This window comes from Arthrobacter sp. Cza30 (genome assembly GCF_059090765.1).
The window spans coordinates 709,051-723,050 of sequence record NZ_JBNHGA010000002.1; the positions used below are offsets into that span (position 1 = coordinate 709,051).

General features: G+C 67.9%; 16 protein-coding genes. 3 read left to right on the forward strand and 13 right to left on the reverse strand.

Features of this window, described 5'->3' with window-relative positions; all coding sequences use genetic code 11:
• The first annotated feature begins 78 nt into the window (after positions 1–78).
• On the forward strand, positions 79–867 hold the full coding sequence (locus AC5RVZ_RS08585; protein WP_494065330.1) for a hypothetical protein: 789 nt from the start codon (positions 79–81) through the stop codon (positions 865–867).
• Positions 868–982: 115 nt separating this feature from the next.
• Complete coding sequence (locus AC5RVZ_RS08590) at positions 983–1,420, forward strand: DUF1801 domain-containing protein (RefSeq protein WP_494065331.1); 438 nt, start codon at positions 983–985, stop codon at positions 1,418–1,420.
• A gap of 10 nt (positions 1,421–1,430) precedes the next feature.
• Here AC5RVZ_RS08590 and AC5RVZ_RS08595 read toward each other — a convergent pair whose 3' ends face one another.
• The 11 genes from AC5RVZ_RS08595 to AC5RVZ_RS08645 all read right to left on the reverse strand — a co-directional run bounded on the left by AC5RVZ_RS08595 (position 1,431) and on the right by AC5RVZ_RS08645 (position 10,923).
• Entirely contained in the window at positions 1,431–2,270 is an 840-nt protein-coding gene (locus tag AC5RVZ_RS08595) for a PhzF family phenazine biosynthesis protein (RefSeq protein WP_494065332.1), read from the reverse strand.
• A gap of 76 nt (positions 2,271–2,346) precedes the next feature.
• Positions 2,347–2,796 (reverse strand): 50S ribosomal protein L9, encoded by a 450-nt coding sequence (rplI, locus tag AC5RVZ_RS08600; protein ID WP_494024956.1) that lies wholly within the window; start codon positions 2,794–2,796, stop codon positions 2,347–2,349.
• A gap of 27 nt (positions 2,797–2,823) precedes the next feature.
• Positions 2,824–3,063 (reverse strand): 30S ribosomal protein S18, encoded by a 240-nt coding sequence (rpsR, locus tag AC5RVZ_RS08605; protein ID WP_136787674.1) that lies wholly within the window; start codon positions 3,061–3,063, stop codon positions 2,824–2,826.
• A 58-nt stretch (positions 3,064–3,121) separates the two neighbouring features.
• Positions 3,122–3,694 (reverse strand): single-stranded DNA-binding protein, encoded by a 573-nt coding sequence (locus AC5RVZ_RS08610; protein WP_494065333.1) that lies wholly within the window; start codon positions 3,692–3,694, stop codon positions 3,122–3,124.
• 94 nt (positions 3,695–3,788) lie between these two features.
• Positions 3,789–4,094, reverse strand: a complete 306-nt coding sequence (gene rpsF, locus AC5RVZ_RS08615) for a 30S ribosomal protein S6 (protein WP_494024955.1) — start codon at positions 4,092–4,094, stop codon at positions 3,789–3,791.
• 270 nt (positions 4,095–4,364) lie between these two features.
• Positions 4,365–5,084 carry a response regulator gene (locus tag AC5RVZ_RS08620; protein ID WP_494065334.1) on the reverse strand — a complete coding sequence of 240 codons (720 nt, stop codon included), beginning with the start codon at positions 5,082–5,084 and terminating at the stop codon, positions 4,365–4,367.
• Positions 5,077–6,345: a sensor histidine kinase gene (locus AC5RVZ_RS08625; RefSeq protein ID WP_494065335.1), complete on the reverse strand. Its 1,269-nt coding sequence runs from the start codon at positions 6,343–6,345 to the stop codon at positions 5,077–5,079. The genes AC5RVZ_RS08620 and AC5RVZ_RS08625 overlap by 8 nt, the downstream gene beginning before the upstream one ends.
• 19 nt (positions 6,346–6,364) lie before the next feature.
• Positions 6,365–7,213 carry an ABC transporter permease gene (locus tag AC5RVZ_RS08630; RefSeq protein WP_494065336.1) on the reverse strand — a complete coding sequence of 283 codons (849 nt, stop codon included), beginning with the start codon at positions 7,211–7,213 and terminating at the stop codon, positions 6,365–6,367.
• A 2-nt stretch (positions 7,214–7,215) separates the two neighbouring features.
• Positions 7,216–8,202: an ABC transporter ATP-binding protein gene (locus AC5RVZ_RS08635; RefSeq protein WP_494065337.1), complete on the reverse strand. Its 987-nt coding sequence runs from the start codon at positions 8,200–8,202 to the stop codon at positions 7,216–7,218.
• Positions 8,203–8,475: 273 nt separating this feature from the next.
• The gene (locus tag AC5RVZ_RS08640) at positions 8,476–9,834 is read right to left on the reverse strand and encodes a protein kinase domain-containing protein (protein WP_494065338.1); all 1,359 of its coding nucleotides are present in this window, start codon (positions 9,832–9,834) and stop codon (positions 8,476–8,478) included.
• Between the two features lie 111 nt (positions 9,835–9,945).
• Entirely contained in the window at positions 9,946–10,923 is a 978-nt protein-coding gene (locus AC5RVZ_RS08645; RefSeq protein ID WP_494065515.1) for a LysR family transcriptional regulator, read from the reverse strand.
• A gap of 74 nt (positions 10,924–10,997) precedes the next feature.
• On the opposite strand from AC5RVZ_RS08645, the gene AC5RVZ_RS08650 reads away from it, so the two are divergent.
• Positions 10,998–12,746: an L-aspartate oxidase gene (locus AC5RVZ_RS08650; RefSeq protein WP_494065339.1), complete on the forward strand. Its 1,749-nt coding sequence runs from the start codon at positions 10,998–11,000 to the stop codon at positions 12,744–12,746.
• A 12-nt stretch (positions 12,747–12,758) separates the two neighbouring features.
• Here AC5RVZ_RS08650 and AC5RVZ_RS08655 read toward each other — a convergent pair whose 3' ends face one another.
• Entirely contained in the window at positions 12,759–12,944 is a 186-nt protein-coding gene (locus AC5RVZ_RS08655) for a PspC domain-containing protein (protein WP_494065340.1), read from the reverse strand.
• A 98-nt stretch (positions 12,945–13,042) separates the two neighbouring features.
• Complete coding sequence (locus AC5RVZ_RS08660) at positions 13,043–13,861, reverse strand: class I SAM-dependent methyltransferase (protein WP_494065341.1); 819 nt, start codon at positions 13,859–13,861, stop codon at positions 13,043–13,045.
• Positions 13,862–14,000 lie beyond the last annotated feature (139 nt).

Genomic DNA, 14,000 nt, shown 5'->3' on the forward strand with positions numbered 1-14,000 from the left:
CGTGAATTACAGAGGTGTGATGCCCGCTTTCGCAGGCTGTTGGCGCGCGGGCCGTGGTGCGGGACGTACGATTCAAGTATGGAATTTGTGGTGCCGTTGCTCATCGCCGTACTGGTGGTCGTGATCGGCCTGGTCATTATGCGGTTGCTTTCGCGTAACAAAGCCCGCGGGCCCCGCCCGGGGAGCGGATCGTCGGCGAGGCCGGCAGCTGCCACGACCCGGGAGGCCGCCGCGGCGGCCAGTGGGCGCTTGAACCAGCAGCAACACACAGCCGTCTACGCGCTGATCGCGCAGGGGCAGGCTTTTGCTGCGATCCGGGAATACCGCACCGCCACCGGTACCGGGCTCCGGGAGGCTACCTCCGCCGTCGCGCAGATGTCTGCGCACCCGCAGCCCTACACGGCACCCGGCCGGGAGGCTGCCCCTACGCTCCGCCCGGAGGACGAGGGGTCCGGGGAGGCGTCCCCGGCAGGCCCGGAGGACAAAGAGGCCCGGGAGGCGTCTATGGCGCGCCAGGAGGACGAGGCACCGCGGCCGGCAGCCGCTGCGCACCCGCCAGAGGACGAGGAGCCCCGGGCGGCGGCTCCCGCCTACCCCGCGGAGAAGGTCGCGCCGCCGGCGGAGCCAGCGCCCGCACCGCTTCCCGAGCCGGCCGGATACCGGTACCGGGCCATCGTGTCCAAGGGCGACACCATCAGGGAGGTGGCGAGCACCCGCCTGAACGACGACGTGTTTCGGCGCATTCGCACCGCGGCGCTGGGGGGAGATCGCGACGGCGCCGTCCGGTTGCTGCTGGAGCACTCGGAAGCGACCGAGCTGGAAGCGCGTGAATTCGTGGATTTGATCGAGCCGGACGAGGAGCCCTAACTACAGGTCCGGAGCACCCGACCGGAGCCGCGACGGCCCGGGTCTTGGCGTGCTGGCAGCGGGCAGGGCTTTGGCGGTGCTGGCAGCGGGCAGGGCTTTCTGGAACACTTCACCCATGGCCGAGAACAAGACTGCACCCACGGACGTACCCGTCGACGTGTTCCTCGGGTCGGTGGAGCACCCCGTGCGGCGCCGCGACGGCGAAACCGTGTTGCGCCTCATGCGGGAGGTTACCGGGCAGGAGCCGGTCATGTGGGGCCCCTCGATCATCGGCTTCGGCAGCTACCACTACAAATATGCCAGCGGCCGGGAGGGTGACGCCGCCGCCGTGGGCTTCTCGCCGCGGAAGGCCAACCTGGCACTCTACGGCCTGACGTACGCGCCGGGCTCCGCACCGCTGCTGGAGCGCCTGGGCAAGCACAAAACCGGCGCCTCGTGCCTCTACGTCAACAGGCTCGAAGACATCGACGTCGACGTGCTTCGGGAACTGATCGAGCTTGGGTACCGGCACATGACCACCACGGACCACGAGTCCCTGCAGAGCCAGCGCTAGGGCGGCCGGTTCAGAGCTCCACTGTCCCGCTGATCACGGTCTCGACCGACCCGCCGACCCAGACGTCCGCGCCGTCGGAGTCGATGTAAACGCGCGCGTCCCGGCCCAGCGCCGTCCCCTGGCGAACGCAGTAGGCGGCGGGTGCCGCTCCCTCGTCGATCAGCCACTGGGCCAGCGCGGCGTTCAGGCTGCCGGTCGCCGGGTCCTCCGCCGGCAGGTCCTCGAAGCCCATCAGCCCGCGAACTTCAAAGTCGACGGCGGAGCCGCCGGGATGGGCGCCGATCAGGCCGACGCCAAACGGTGACAGGGCGGCATAGTCGGGCACGACGTCGAGGACGGCCCGGGCGTCGCGCAACTGCAGGGCCTGCCACTCGGGGCCGTTGTCCGCCCACTGGTGGCGCAGCACGTCGCCGTGTTCAATCCCCAACGCGGCACAGATCTTCGCGACGTTCTCCTCGGGGAGCGGCCCGGTCCGCCGCCGCGGCGGCGCAGCGAAGGCCAGCCGTCCGCCGTCGTGCTTGACCTTGACCAGCCCGGCGCCACACTCCTGCACGATCGCTCCCCCGGCCTTCGGCTGCCCGCCGGCGGCGAGCCAGACGTAGGCCGTGCCCAGCGTCGGATGGCCGGCGAAGGGCAGCTCGCCGCTGGGCGTGAAGATCCGCACCCGGTAGTCGGCCTCGGGACTGTCGGGCGGCAGGAGGAAGGTGGTCTCGGAAAGGTTGGTCCAGTTGGCGAAGCGCTGCATCTGCTCGCCGCTCAAATCGCCGGCACCCGACACGACCGCCAGCGGATTGCCCGTGCACGGTCCGGTGGCGAAGACGTCCACCTGGCTGAACTGATGTGTGCTCACGTCCTACAGCGTACCGGGCGTTAAACGCCGCAGGCCGGGTCCTGGACGGACCCGGCCTGCAGCGACAGTGAGGCTGTTAGCCTGCAACGACCTTCAGGTCGATGACGGCGGAGACCTCTTCGTGCAGACGCACGGTCGCCTGGTAGTCACCCACCGACTTGATGTGCTCGGTCAGTTCGACCTTGCGCTTGTCGATGGCGCCGAGGCCGGCGGCCTCGACAGCGGAAGCAACGTCGGACTGCTTGACGGTGCCGAACAGGCGTCCCGACTCGCCGGCCTTGACGGTCAGCGTGACCGGCTTGGCGGACAGCCGGGCAGCGAGCTGCTGCGCGTCTTCCAGGGATGCGATCTCGCGAGCGGCACGTGCAGCCTTGATGGACTCCACCTGCTTCTCGCCGCCCTTGGTCCAGGTCAGGGCGAAGCCGCGGGGCAGAAGGTAGTTACGGGCGTAACCGTTCTTTACCTCGACGACATCGCCAGCAGTGCCGAGACCGGTCACTTCGTGGGTCAGAATGAGCTTTGCCATGTCAGTACTCTCTCCTCTTCGCTTCGCTTAGCCGCGGCCAGCGCCGGAGTAGGGCAGCAGGGCAACTTCGCGGGCATTCTTGATTGCCAGTGCGATCTTGCGCTGCTCCTGCACGGTGACGCCAGTCACGCGGCGGGCGCGGATCTTTCCGCGGTCGGAGATGAACTTGCGCAGCAAAGCTACGTCCTTGTAGTCGATGACGGTGACGTCAGCGGCCTTCAAGGGATTGGACTTTGGTTTGGGCTTACGAATTTCAGCCTTAGCCATCGTGGAGCTCCTTTATCTTGTGGAGCCCGTGGATCTTTTCCACGGGATGGGGTTTGTTTTAGAAGGGCGGTTCGTTGGAGTCCGGACCGTTGCCCCAGCCGCCGGAGGTACCGCCGGCCGGCGCTCCCCAGGGGTCGTCCTGGGGTGCGGGCTGCTGGCCGGACTGCTGTCCGCCCCAACCGCCCTGGTTCTGGCCGCCGCCGAAGCCGCCGCCGCCAAAGCCGCCGCCTTGGCCGCCACCGAAGCCGCCCTGGCCACCGCCGGAGCGCTGGGTACGGGTGACCTTGGCAGAGGCGTAGCGCAGCGAGGGGCCGATCTCGTCGACCTCAAGCTCCATGACGGTACGCTTTTCGCCCTCTTTGGTTTCATACGACCGGGACTTCAGCCGGCCCTGAACGACGACGCGCATGCCCTTGGTCAGGGTTTCGGCGACGTTCTCGGCAGCTTCGCGCCATACCGACGCCCGGAGGAACAGGGTTTCCCCGTCCTTCCACTCGTTGGACTGGCGGTCGAAGGTCCGCGGCGTGGATGCAACGGTGAAGTTCGCTACCGCGGACCCGGACGGGGTGAACCGCAGCTCGGGATCGTTGGTGAGATTACCGACGAGCGTGATAACGGTTTCGCCTGCCATGTTGCCTCCTGATGTCCTGGTCCCGCTTGCCGGCGGCGCGCGGGAATGTCTTCGTCAATGCCGCTCCCGGAAAGGGGGCGGCGATCACGGCTGATTACTCAGCGGAGATCTTCTGCTCCTCCGGGCGGATGATCTTCGTGCGCAGGATGGTCTCGTTCAGACCAAGCTGGCGGTCAAGCTCAGCAGCAGTGGCGGGAGTTGCGGTGAAATTGACCACCGCGTAGATGCCTTCGGACTTCTTCTGAATGTCGTAGGCGAGCCGGCGGCGTCCCCAGATGTCCACCTTGTCGATGGTTCCACCATCGTTGCGGACAACGTTGAGGAACTTGTCGAGCGAGGACTCTACGGTACGCTCTTCGACCTCGGGGTCGATGATTACCATCAGTTCATAAGCACGCATTGTGAACCCACCTCCTTCGGGCTAAGCGGTCACGGTCTTTCCGTAACAGGAGGTTCTGTTGCGTTGCCTGCCTGCCACCGCGCGGCGACTTCCGTGTGTTTTGGCTATTGTCACAGGAAATACCGGCCGGCGCCGACAGCACAGACTTACCAATGGTACCGGACGGCGGTCCGGGCTCGTGAATCCGCCGCCCCGACCGGTCCTCCACAGCGCCGACTGCCGGAAGCGCCCACACGCCGGCGGCCGGATGCGCCCCGGGGATCGGCGCCGTCAGTAGTCCAGCCCCAGGCTGGGCACCACGAGCCCGGTCTCGTACGCGTACACCACGGCCTGCACCCGGTCGCGCAGGTGCAGCTTGGCGAGGATCCGCCGGACATGCGTCTTCACGGTTGCCTCCGAGAGGAAAAAACGGTGGGCGATCTCCGCGTTGGAAAGACCCTCGGCGATGGTCCGCAGCACTTCCAGCTCGCGCGGAGTCAGGTCGTCCAGCAAGGGGTCGCGCTGCGGCGGGGCGGCCGGGCTGCCGCCGGGGGCCAGGCCGCGCACATAGGTCTCCAGCAGCCGCGCCGTCACCCGGGGCGCGACCACGGCGTCGCCGGTGGCGACCAGGCGGACCGCCTGGACCAGTTCCGCGGGTGCCACGTCCTTGAGCAGGAAGGCGCTGGCCCCGGCCTGCAGCCCGGCAAAGGCGTACTCGTCCAGGTCGAAGGTGGTCAGGATGATCACCCGCGCGCACAGCCCCGCGGCCACGATCTGCCGGGTGGCTTCGATGCCGTCCATGACCGGCATCCGCACGTCCATCAGCACCACGTCGGGCGAAAGCTCATGCGCCAGCCGCAGCGCCTCGGCCCCGTCGGACGCCTCCCCCACCACGGCGACGTCGTCCTCGCCCTCCAGGATGAGCTTGAAGCCCATCCGCAGCAGCGGCTGGTCGTCCACCAGCAGCACTTTCACCGGCCCGGCCGGGCTCCCATCCGCGCTGTCAGACACTCGTGTTTTCCTCTCCGGGCCAATACAGGGTTGCCTCCACCATCCAACCACCGCCGGACCGCGGACCGGCGGCAACGCGGCCGCCGTAGATGGCGGTCCGCTCGCGCATCCCGTGCAGGCCCTGCCCCGCGCCGAGAGAATCGGCCGGCCCCTCCTGGCGTCCGTCGTCGGCCACCGTGATGTGCACGGCGTCGCCGTCGCGGATCAACGCAACGTCCACCCGGGACGCGTCCTTGGCGTAGCGCAGCACGTTGGTCAACGACTCCTGCACGATGCGGAACACGGTGAGCTTAAAATTCTGGTCCTCGGGCAAGGCCGGTCCTGCCATGACCGTGCGCAGCGGCAAGCCAGCGGCCCGGAAGCCGTCCAGCAGCCCGGTCAGTTGGTCCCCCGACGGCACCGGCACCAGCGGGGCCGCGTCGCTTCCGTTCTCGCTGCGCAACACCCCCAGCACCCTGCGCATGTCGGCCAGCGCCGACCGGCCGGTCGCCGACAGCTGGTCCAGGACCTGTCCGGCGCGTTCCGGATCCTTGCGCGCGACGACGGCGGCGCCGTCCGAGAGCGCGATCATCACCGAGAGCGAGTGGGCCACGACGTCGTGCATCTCCCGGGCGATCCGGGTGCGTTCGGTCGCCGACGCCAGCCGGGCGTTGTCATGAGCCCACCGCTGGAGTTCGGCCTCGTGGAGCCGGTCCCGGCGCACCGTGACCCCGATGCCCGCGGCGATGACGTTGGCCAGGACCAGCACCAGGCCGGTGACCAGTCCGACGTAGCTCGGGACCTGTCCGAGGGCAATCTGCTTGACGATCTCCGGCGGCATCCGGACACCCATCCCCACCAGCATGGGCACGGCGGCGAGGACCGCTGCGATGACGGCCTGGACCGCCGGCCGGGCGGTGGCGACCGTGTAGACGGCGAACCACATGGCAAAGGAGCCGCTGCCGGTACTGGTCAACACCACGATCAGAAAGTCCACCAGCGCGATGGCGGCCAGCACCAGCAGCGGCGACCGGCGTCGCCAGACCAGCGCGGCGCCGCCGGCCAGCAGCAAAAGCAACGGCGGCCATTCGCCGTTGACCGCCGTGATCAGGGCATTCGGCAGGCCGAACAACACGTGGATGCCGACCAGCACCCAGTCCATCGCCACGGGGTGGGTGTGGAAGTAGCGCCGGATCGGTCCCCGACGCCTGGACGATATTTCGGTGAAGGAGACGGCGGCCGTTCGTTCCGCCGCCTCCTTCACCGAGGCCTGATGAGTCACGCGTCGAGCCCGGCCGCGCCTAGACGTCCCGCGTCTTGGTGGTGACCGCCGCCCCGGCCAGCAGCACCGCTGCCCAGGCGGCCATGACCAGCCCGCCCTGCCATTGGGTCAGGTCGCCCTCGGCCGTCTCGAGCATGAGCATCTGCCGTCCCGCGTTGGAGGGCAGGTAGGGCATCACGCCGTCCTGCACCCAGTCGAAGGGGATGATCTGGGCGACGATCGGCAGCACCAGCAGCAGCACGACCAGGGTGACGATGCCGCCGGCACTGTTGCGCAACAAGGATCCGAGCGCCAGCGCCATCAGCGCCACGACCGCCAGGTAAAGGCCGGACAACAGCATGGACTGGACCAGATTCTCCACGTCGAGCCCGAATTCCCGGCCGTAATTGGCCAGGATCGGCTGCAGCAGGAAATAGGTGGCAAAGCTGGAAGCAATTCCGACGACGGCCGCGACGACGGCGACGACCAGCGCCTTGGCGAACAGCGGCGACAGCCGGGACGGCACGGCCGTCATGGTCGAGCGGATCATGCCGGTGGAGTATTCGGAGGCGATCAGCAGCACGCCCAAGGACCCGATGATCAGCTGGCCGAAGTCGATCCCGCCGCTGGTCATGAGGTACAGGAGGGACGCATCCATGCCGGCTGCCGCCGGATCCTGGCCGGCGGCCTCCATCTGCTCCATCCCGCTGGCGACGCCCCAGCCGCCGAGCAGCCCGATGCCGACCATCACCACGACGGTGGTGGCCAGCAGCACCCAGGTGGAGCGCAGCGTGGTGAACTTGATCCACTCGCTCTTCAGCGTCCGGGGGAAGCTCACGCCGGGGCCGGTGACCCGGCCGACCTGCGGGGTCAGGGTTGCAGCGCTCATGGTCACTTTCCTTCCTGGCCGACGCCGGCGGTGACGGCAGCATGCCGTCCCGACCCTGCGGTGACGGCGTTATCGTGTACATCGGCCACCGGGCCGGAGTGGTATTCAACCTCGTCCTTGGTCAGGTCCATGTAGGCCTCCTCCAGGGACGCCTGCAGCGGGGTCAGCTCATAGACGAGCACCTGCTGGGCGAGGGCCGTCTCGGCGATGGCCCGCGCCGGGACGCCGCTGACCTCCAGCAGTTCCGGTTCGCGGGCTTCAACGGTGACCCCTTCCCCGGCCAGCGCGCGGGTGAGGACGTCGGGCCGGTCGGTGCGTACGCGCACCCGCTGCGCCCGGTTGTTGAGGATGTCCTGGATGGGCGCATCGGCGATGATCCGGCCGCGCCCGATGACGATCAGATGGTCTGCGGTGACCGACATTTCGCTCATCAGGTGCGAGGAGAGGAACACCGTCCGCCCCTCCGCGGCGAGTGCCTTGACCAGGTTGCGCACCCAGAGGACGCCTTCCGGGTCCAGCCCGTTCACCGGTTCGTCCAGGATGACGGTCTGCGGATCACCGAGCAGGGCCGCCGCGATGCCCAGCCGCTGCCCCATGCCCAGCGAAAATCCGCCGACCCGCTTCTTCGCCACCGCACCGAGGCCGGTCAACTCGATCACGTCGCGCACGCGCTTGGTGGGGATGCTGTGGGTCGCGGCCATGGCCCGGAGGTGGTTGTACGCGGTCCGGGAGGTGTGCACCGCCTTGGCGTCGAGCAGGGCGCCGACTTCGCGCAGCGGGGCCCGGTGCTTGGCGTAGTGCTTGCCGTTGACCAGGACGTCGCCGGAGGTGGGACGGTCCAGGCCCATGATCATGCGCATGGTGGTGGACTTGCCGGCGCCGTTCGGCCCCAGGAAGCCGGTCACCCGGCCCGGCTGCACGGTGAAGGAGACGCCCTGCACTGCCGGTTTGTTTCCATAGACCTTGACCAGGCCCTGTGCCTCGATCATCTGAACCGTCCTTCGTGGATTGGGGTAGCGCCCGGATTTCCGCCGCCACTGAATACGTTACGGAGCGTCGGCCGGCCGCACACCGCACTGCGGGATGATCTTCGCGTCCGGCCGGATCGTCCTTACGGATGACGCTACGTGCCGTGGGCAGGCGCGCGTTACCGGGGGAGGCCCTGAGCGGCCCCTGACCGTTCCCGGAACGCTGCTGCGCACTGGAAGAGGCGCCCGCGTGCTGCCGGGCCCTCGGTGGCACGGGGCCGCGCCAAAAATCGCTCAGACCGCCACAGCCGCAGGGTGCGACTGGTACCGGCGGCTTTCCAGGCGCAACTCCAAGTCGTCCATCACCAGGGCGGCTAAGTCCTCCAACGTCTGGGTATCTTCGTCGCTGAAGTCACGCGGTTCGAAGTCCAGGACGCAAAGGGTGCCCAGGTTGAATCCGTCCCGGGTTCTCAGCGGGACGCCGGCATAAAACTTCAACCCGAAGTCGCTGGCCACCAGCGGGTTGGCAAACGCCCGGGGATCCGCGGGCGCATTATTGATGACCCAGGGTCCGTGCTGCAGGATGGCCGAGGCGCAGAGTCCGGGTTCCCGGTCGATCTGCTCGACGTCCAGGCCGTGGTGTGACTTGAACCAGATGCGATCGTGGTCCACCACGCTGACAATGGCAATCGGGGCGGCGAGAAGGCGGGAGGCCAGTGCGGTGATGCGGTCGTACGCTCCGTCCGGCGGGGTGTTCAGGATCTCGTAGCGTCGGACAGCTTCCATACGTTGAGCTTCGTCTACAGGGATTATGGATGCGTCCACCCTACGCCGGCCCCGGAGTGCGAGCCCCAAATCAGCCAATGCCAGTGCCACCTCCCGCCCTGTGGGCCGTTCCTCTGGTTCACGCGCCATCATGGCGGTCAGCAACCCCGCCCACTCCGGCCCGAATCCTTCGGGGACGTCCGGATCACGCAGCAAACGGGCAACAGCCGACTCCAGCGGCGGGCCGGGAAAGGCAGCCTGGCCGGTAAGGCATTCCAGCAGAACCAGGCCCAGCGAATAAATGTCGCTGGCCGGGCCTATCGGTTCGCCCCTCGCTTGCTCCGGGCTGAGGTAGGCGGCTGTCCCGTAGACCCCCGGAACATGGGCATCATCGGAAACCACCATGGCGACTCCGAAATCGGCGAGCTTGGCGCGCAGGCGCGAGCCGTCGTCGTCGTAATTGAAGAGCATGATGTTGCCCGGCTTTACGTCGCGGTGGACCACCGAGGCGTTGTGGATGTAGGCCAGTCCCTCGGCCAATTCGCGGCCGATTTGGGCAACGTGGCGGGGCGGGAGGGCAGCTTCGGCCAGCCGCACCCTCAGGTCGGCGCCTTCAATCAGTTCCATCACCAGATAAATTTGCGGATGTCCGGCTTCGATCTTGTCGATGCCTGCGTCCAGCAGGGTCACCAGATTCGGATGGTTTAGCCGGGCCAAAAGCTTGATCTCCGCGTTGTCGCGGTGGAATTCTTCCTCGTCCATCGTGGGCCGTTGAATAACCTTGACGGCTACCTCCCGCCCCAAAACCTCATCTCGAGCCCGGTAAACCTTGGCGTTCGCTCCGGTACCTGCCAACTCCTTGAGCAGGTAGCGCCCGTCGAGCAGCATTCCGGATCGATCTAAATGAGGCGCCAACGTCTCCTGCTTCCCGGCTGCCTGTTTAACAGCACCCTTAGCATCTTACGGTGCAGCGGCGGCCCGTCGTGGTAGTGGTAGGGTTCATCCGCGACGCGGCGTCACGGTCACGAGTCGCGAGAGGTCGGTGCCTGGGGCGGCGAGCCGGTCCACGGTTTCGAAGACGAACTGTTGCATGGCCGCTGCCGCGGCCGAGGGCGGGACGTCGGTACGCCGGGCCAGGTTGACAGTCCGGGTCAGGTGGGGGCTCACCAGGCGGATGCTGTCCAGCGTGGGGCGGTCGATGACCACCATGGCCGGAACCACGGCCACCCCCAGCCCCCGTTCCACGAACCGGAGCACTGCGTCCATCTCGGCGCCCTCGACGGCGATCGTCGGGGTAAGTCCCGCAGCGGAGAAGGCCGCGTCGGTGGCCACGCGCAGGTCGTAGCTGCGGTTGAACGCGACTTGAGGGATCTCCGCCAGCTCCGCCAGGGTGAGCTCGGCCCGGTTCGGGCGTCCGCCCCGTTGCTCCTGCCCGTGTCCCGGCATCGGGGAGCCCGCGGCTGAAATCACCACCAGTTCCTCGGAAAGCAGGGGGATCAGCTCGGTGCCGGCTACGGATGGTTCGGCCCCGCGGGTGACCATCAGGGCAAGGTCCAGGGCGTTCTCGTTCAGGGCGTCCACCAGGGAGCGCGAGCCGCCCTCCGTGATGTGCAGGTCCACTCCTGGATGCGCGGCCCGGAAGGCCGCCAGCACGTCGGCAACCAGCGAGACGCACAGGGTCGGCGGGGCGCCGAGCCGGACATGGCCGCGCCGAAGCCCGGCCAGTTCGTCCATCTGCTCGCGGGCGAACCGCGCGTCGCCCAGCATCCGCCGCGCGATGGGCAACAGCACCTCGCCTGCGTCGGTCAGCGTCACCCCGGCCGGTCCGCGGCGAAACAGTTTGGTGCCCACGTCTACCTCCAAGGCGGCGATCTGTCGGCTCAGGGACGGTTGGGCGAGGAAGAGCTCCTCGGCGGCACGGGTGAAGTGGCCGTTCCGGGCCACGGCCTCAAAGGAGGACAACTGCTCGAGTTTCATCATAGCCTTTTTGCATCAGGGTCAGTTGAACAATGCATTGGACTCATGATACCCGCCTTCCTAGCATGGGAGATATGAGCACAAAGCACGCCGCCGAGCGACTGTTGTCCACCTCTGTCCTCGTCATCGGTACCGGTGGTGCCGGATTGCGCGCCTCGATCGAACTGGCACAGCGCGGGGTCCAGGTGCTGGCGGTGGGCAAGCGGCGCAAGCACGACGCCCACACCACGCTGGCGGCCGGCGGCATCAACGCCGCCCTGGCCACCATGGATCCCGAGGACAGCTGGCAGCAGCACGCCGCCGACACCTTGCGCGAGTCCTATTTCCTGGCCGATCCGGCCATCGTGGAAACCGTGGCGCGCAATGCGGCCGGCGGCATCGAGGACCTGGAGAGGTGGGGAATGCCTTTCGCCCGGGAGGAAGACGGGCGGATTTCCCAGCGCTTCTTCGGCGCCCATAAGTACCGCCGTACTGCCTACGCCGGCGACTACACCGGCCTGGAGATCCAGCGCACCCTGATGCGCCGCGCGGCCGAACTGAACGTGCAGATCATCGACAGCATCTACATCACCCGCCTGCTGGTGGCGGACGGTACCATCTTCGGGGCGTACGGGTTCGACATCGTGGACGGCACGCCCGTGCAGATCCACGCCGACGCGGTGATCCTGGCCGCCGGCGGGCACACCCGCATCTGGCGCCACACCTCCTCCCGGCGGGACGAGAACACCGGCGACTCCTTCCGCCTGGCGGCCCTGGCCGGAGCCCGGATCCGGGACGCCGAGCTGGTCCAGTTCCACCCCTCCGGACTGCTGGAGCCCGACGATGCTGCCGGCACCCTTGTCTCGGAGGCAGCACGCGGCGAAGGCGGCATCCTCACCAACGCGCTCGGCGAGCGCTACATGGAGCGCTACGATCCCGAACGCATGGAGCTCTCCACCCGCGACCGGGTGGCCCTGGCCGGATATACCGAGATCGCCTCGGGCCGGGGAACCGAGAAGGGCGGGGTCTATCTGGACGTGTCCCATCTGCCCCGGGAGGTTATCCTGCAGAAGCTGCCGCGGGTCTACCGAACCTTGATCGACCTGCAGATGGTGGACATCACGACCACGAAAATGGAGATCGCCCCGACCGCGCACTACTCCATGGGCGGGGTGTGGGTGGCCCCGGAGGACCATGGCACCGGCGTGGACGGGCTGTACGCCATCGGCGAGGCGTCCTCGGGCCTGCACGGGGCGAACCGCCTGGGCGGAAATTCGCTGATCGAACTGCTCGTCTACGGACGCATCACCGGCGGGCACGCCGCAGAGTACGCCGCCTCCCGCACCACTGTCCGCCGGGACCCCTCCGCCGTCGAGTCCGCCCGCACCGAGATGCAGGCCCTGCTCAGTGAGCGCGGGACTGAGTCGGCCCGGCGGCTGCAGCGCGAAGTGCGCAACCTGATGACCGAGCACGCCGGCGTCGTGCGCACCGGGCAGGGGCTGCAGGACGGCCTGAACAGGCTTGCCGCCCTCGAAGAACGCGCGCGCCACGTCACCGCGCACCCGGACATCGCCGGGTTCGACGACCTCGCGCACGCCTACGACCTGCTGGGCTCCCTCCTCGCGGCCCGGGCCACGCTCGAGTGCGCCCTCGAGCGGCGGGAGACGCGGGGCTGCCACAACCGTGCGGACTTCCCCGAGATGGATCCCTCACTGCAGGGCAACTTCGTGTGGTCCCCGACCGAGGGAGTCAGCTTCGAGGCCCTGCCCCCTGCCCCGGACTCCTTCCGGTCCCTAGCCGAAGCCGACGCCGACGACTCGATGGCCGGCAAGCTCGTCGAGTAGCCCTGCGCGAAGCTACACCTGAGCCTTGGGGATCATGATCCACAGCGCGATGTACACCAGTTCCCCGACACCGACCAGTCCGAAAATCACGAACCCGAGACGCACCAGCACTTTCGGCAGGCCGAAGCGGGCGGCCAGGGCCGCGCAGACACCGGCGATCAGCTTGCCGTTCCGGGGACGAACCAATGCAGCAGCCATGGCCACAGTCTAGTAACCGAAACCGGTTTCCGAACAGCATCCCGCGACGGAAACGGCCCGGAGGCACCGATCCCGCTTCCCGGCCGCCTCCAGCGCAATCACTTCTTGCGGGCCGTGAACAACAGATACTCCCATTCCATCCGGCCGTCGCCGAGATCGTGTCGGCGGGCCAGTTCTTCGAGTTCCTCGTCGAGGGTTTGGACCCGGTCGGGTTGGTCCGCAATGTAGCGGTACGTGTTGATGGTGGGGCCATAGGTGGCCTTAAAGAAGTCGCGGAACTCCGCGGCGGTGGCGAACCTGTCGACCGGCAGCTTTTCGCGCCTGGCCACGACGTCGGTGGCCCGGTCCCCGAGCAGGTCCAGCACGTGCTGCTGGTTGCCCCACAGCGGCGGGGGTTGCGCCCCCGGAGGAGGCGGGGGTGCGTAAGGCCTCATGGTCGCAAACATCTGGCCAATGAAGCCTTCCGGCGTCCAGTTGGCGAGGGCGATCGTGCCGCCGGGCCGCAGCACGCGGACGAGTTCGTCGGCACTGGCCTGGTGGTTGGGGGCGAACATGATCCCCACGCAGGAGATCGCGGCATCGAAAGCACCGTCGCCGAACGGAAGGTTCTCGGCGTCGGCCTCCTGCCAGTCCACGGAGACGCCTGCCTCTTCGGCCAGCCGGCGCCCTTTCTCAAACAGTTCGGGAGTGAGGTCGGCCGCGGTGACCTGTGCCCCTGCCTGCGCCGCGGGGATGGCCGCGTTGCCGGAACCGGCGGCAATGTCCAGAACACGGTCGCCCTTCCGGATGCTGCTGGCCTCGACGAGAGCGGTGCCCAGCGCCGGGATCACCTCGGTGGCGACGGCGGGATAGTCGCCGAGGGCCCACATGGCCCGGTGCTTTGCCTTGATCCCCGAATCGTCCGGTTGATTGCTCATGGCCCTTGCCTCCTGCGATTGAAGGCCCCCCGTTTTGGGGTTCTTCAAGGATGGATCCGGGGCCGGATAATTTCCAGCAAAAAATTTGTATGCGGGGCTGCGGGCCGAACCTGCGCTGCGCCGCACCTTGGGCGGGCCG

Bases quoted from the DNA above. Each gene is read 5' to 3' on its own strand.
- AC5RVZ_RS08585 (WP_494065330.1), top strand. From the start codon at position 79: ATGGAATTTGTGGTGCCGTTGCTCATCGCCGTACTGGTGGTCGTGATC.
- AC5RVZ_RS08590 (WP_494065331.1), top strand. From the start codon at position 983: ATGGCCGAGAACAAGACTGCACCCACGGACGTACCCGTCGACGTGTTC.
- rplI (WP_494024956.1), bottom strand. From the start codon at position 2,796: ATGGCAAAGCTCATTCTGACCCACGAAGTGACCGGTCTCGGCACTGCT.
- rpsR (WP_136787674.1), bottom strand. From the start codon at position 3,063: ATGGCTAAGGCTGAAATTCGTAAGCCCAAACCAAAGTCCAATCCCTTG.
- AC5RVZ_RS08610 (WP_494065333.1), bottom strand. From the start codon at position 3,694: ATGGCAGGCGAAACCGTTATCACGCTCGTCGGTAATCTCACCAACGAT.
- rpsF (WP_494024955.1), bottom strand. From the start codon at position 4,094: ATGCGTGCTTATGAACTGATGGTAATCATCGACCCCGAGGTCGAAGAG.
- AC5RVZ_RS08630 (WP_494065336.1), bottom strand. From the start codon at position 7,213: ATGAGCGCTGCAACCCTGACCCCGCAGGTCGGCCGGGTCACCGGCCCC.
- AC5RVZ_RS08635 (WP_494065337.1), bottom strand. From the start codon at position 8,202: ATGATCGAGGCACAGGGCCTGGTCAAGGTCTATGGAAACAAACCGGCA.
- AC5RVZ_RS08640 (WP_494065338.1), bottom strand. From the start codon at position 9,834: ATGCTGCTCGACGGGCGCTACCTGCTCAAGGAGTTGGCAGGTACCGGA.
- AC5RVZ_RS08645 (WP_494065515.1), bottom strand. From the start codon at position 10,923: ATGAAACTCGAGCAGTTGTCCTCCTTTGAGGCCGTGGCCCGGAACGGC.
- AC5RVZ_RS08650 (WP_494065339.1), top strand. From the start codon at position 10,998: ATGAGCACAAAGCACGCCGCCGAGCGACTGTTGTCCACCTCTGTCCTC.
- AC5RVZ_RS08655 (WP_494065340.1), bottom strand. From the start codon at position 12,944: ATGGCTGCTGCATTGGTTCGTCCCCGGAACGGCAAGCTGATCGCCGGT.
- AC5RVZ_RS08660 (WP_494065341.1), bottom strand. From the start codon at position 13,861: ATGAGCAATCAACCGGACGATTCGGGGATCAAGGCAAAGCACCGGGCC.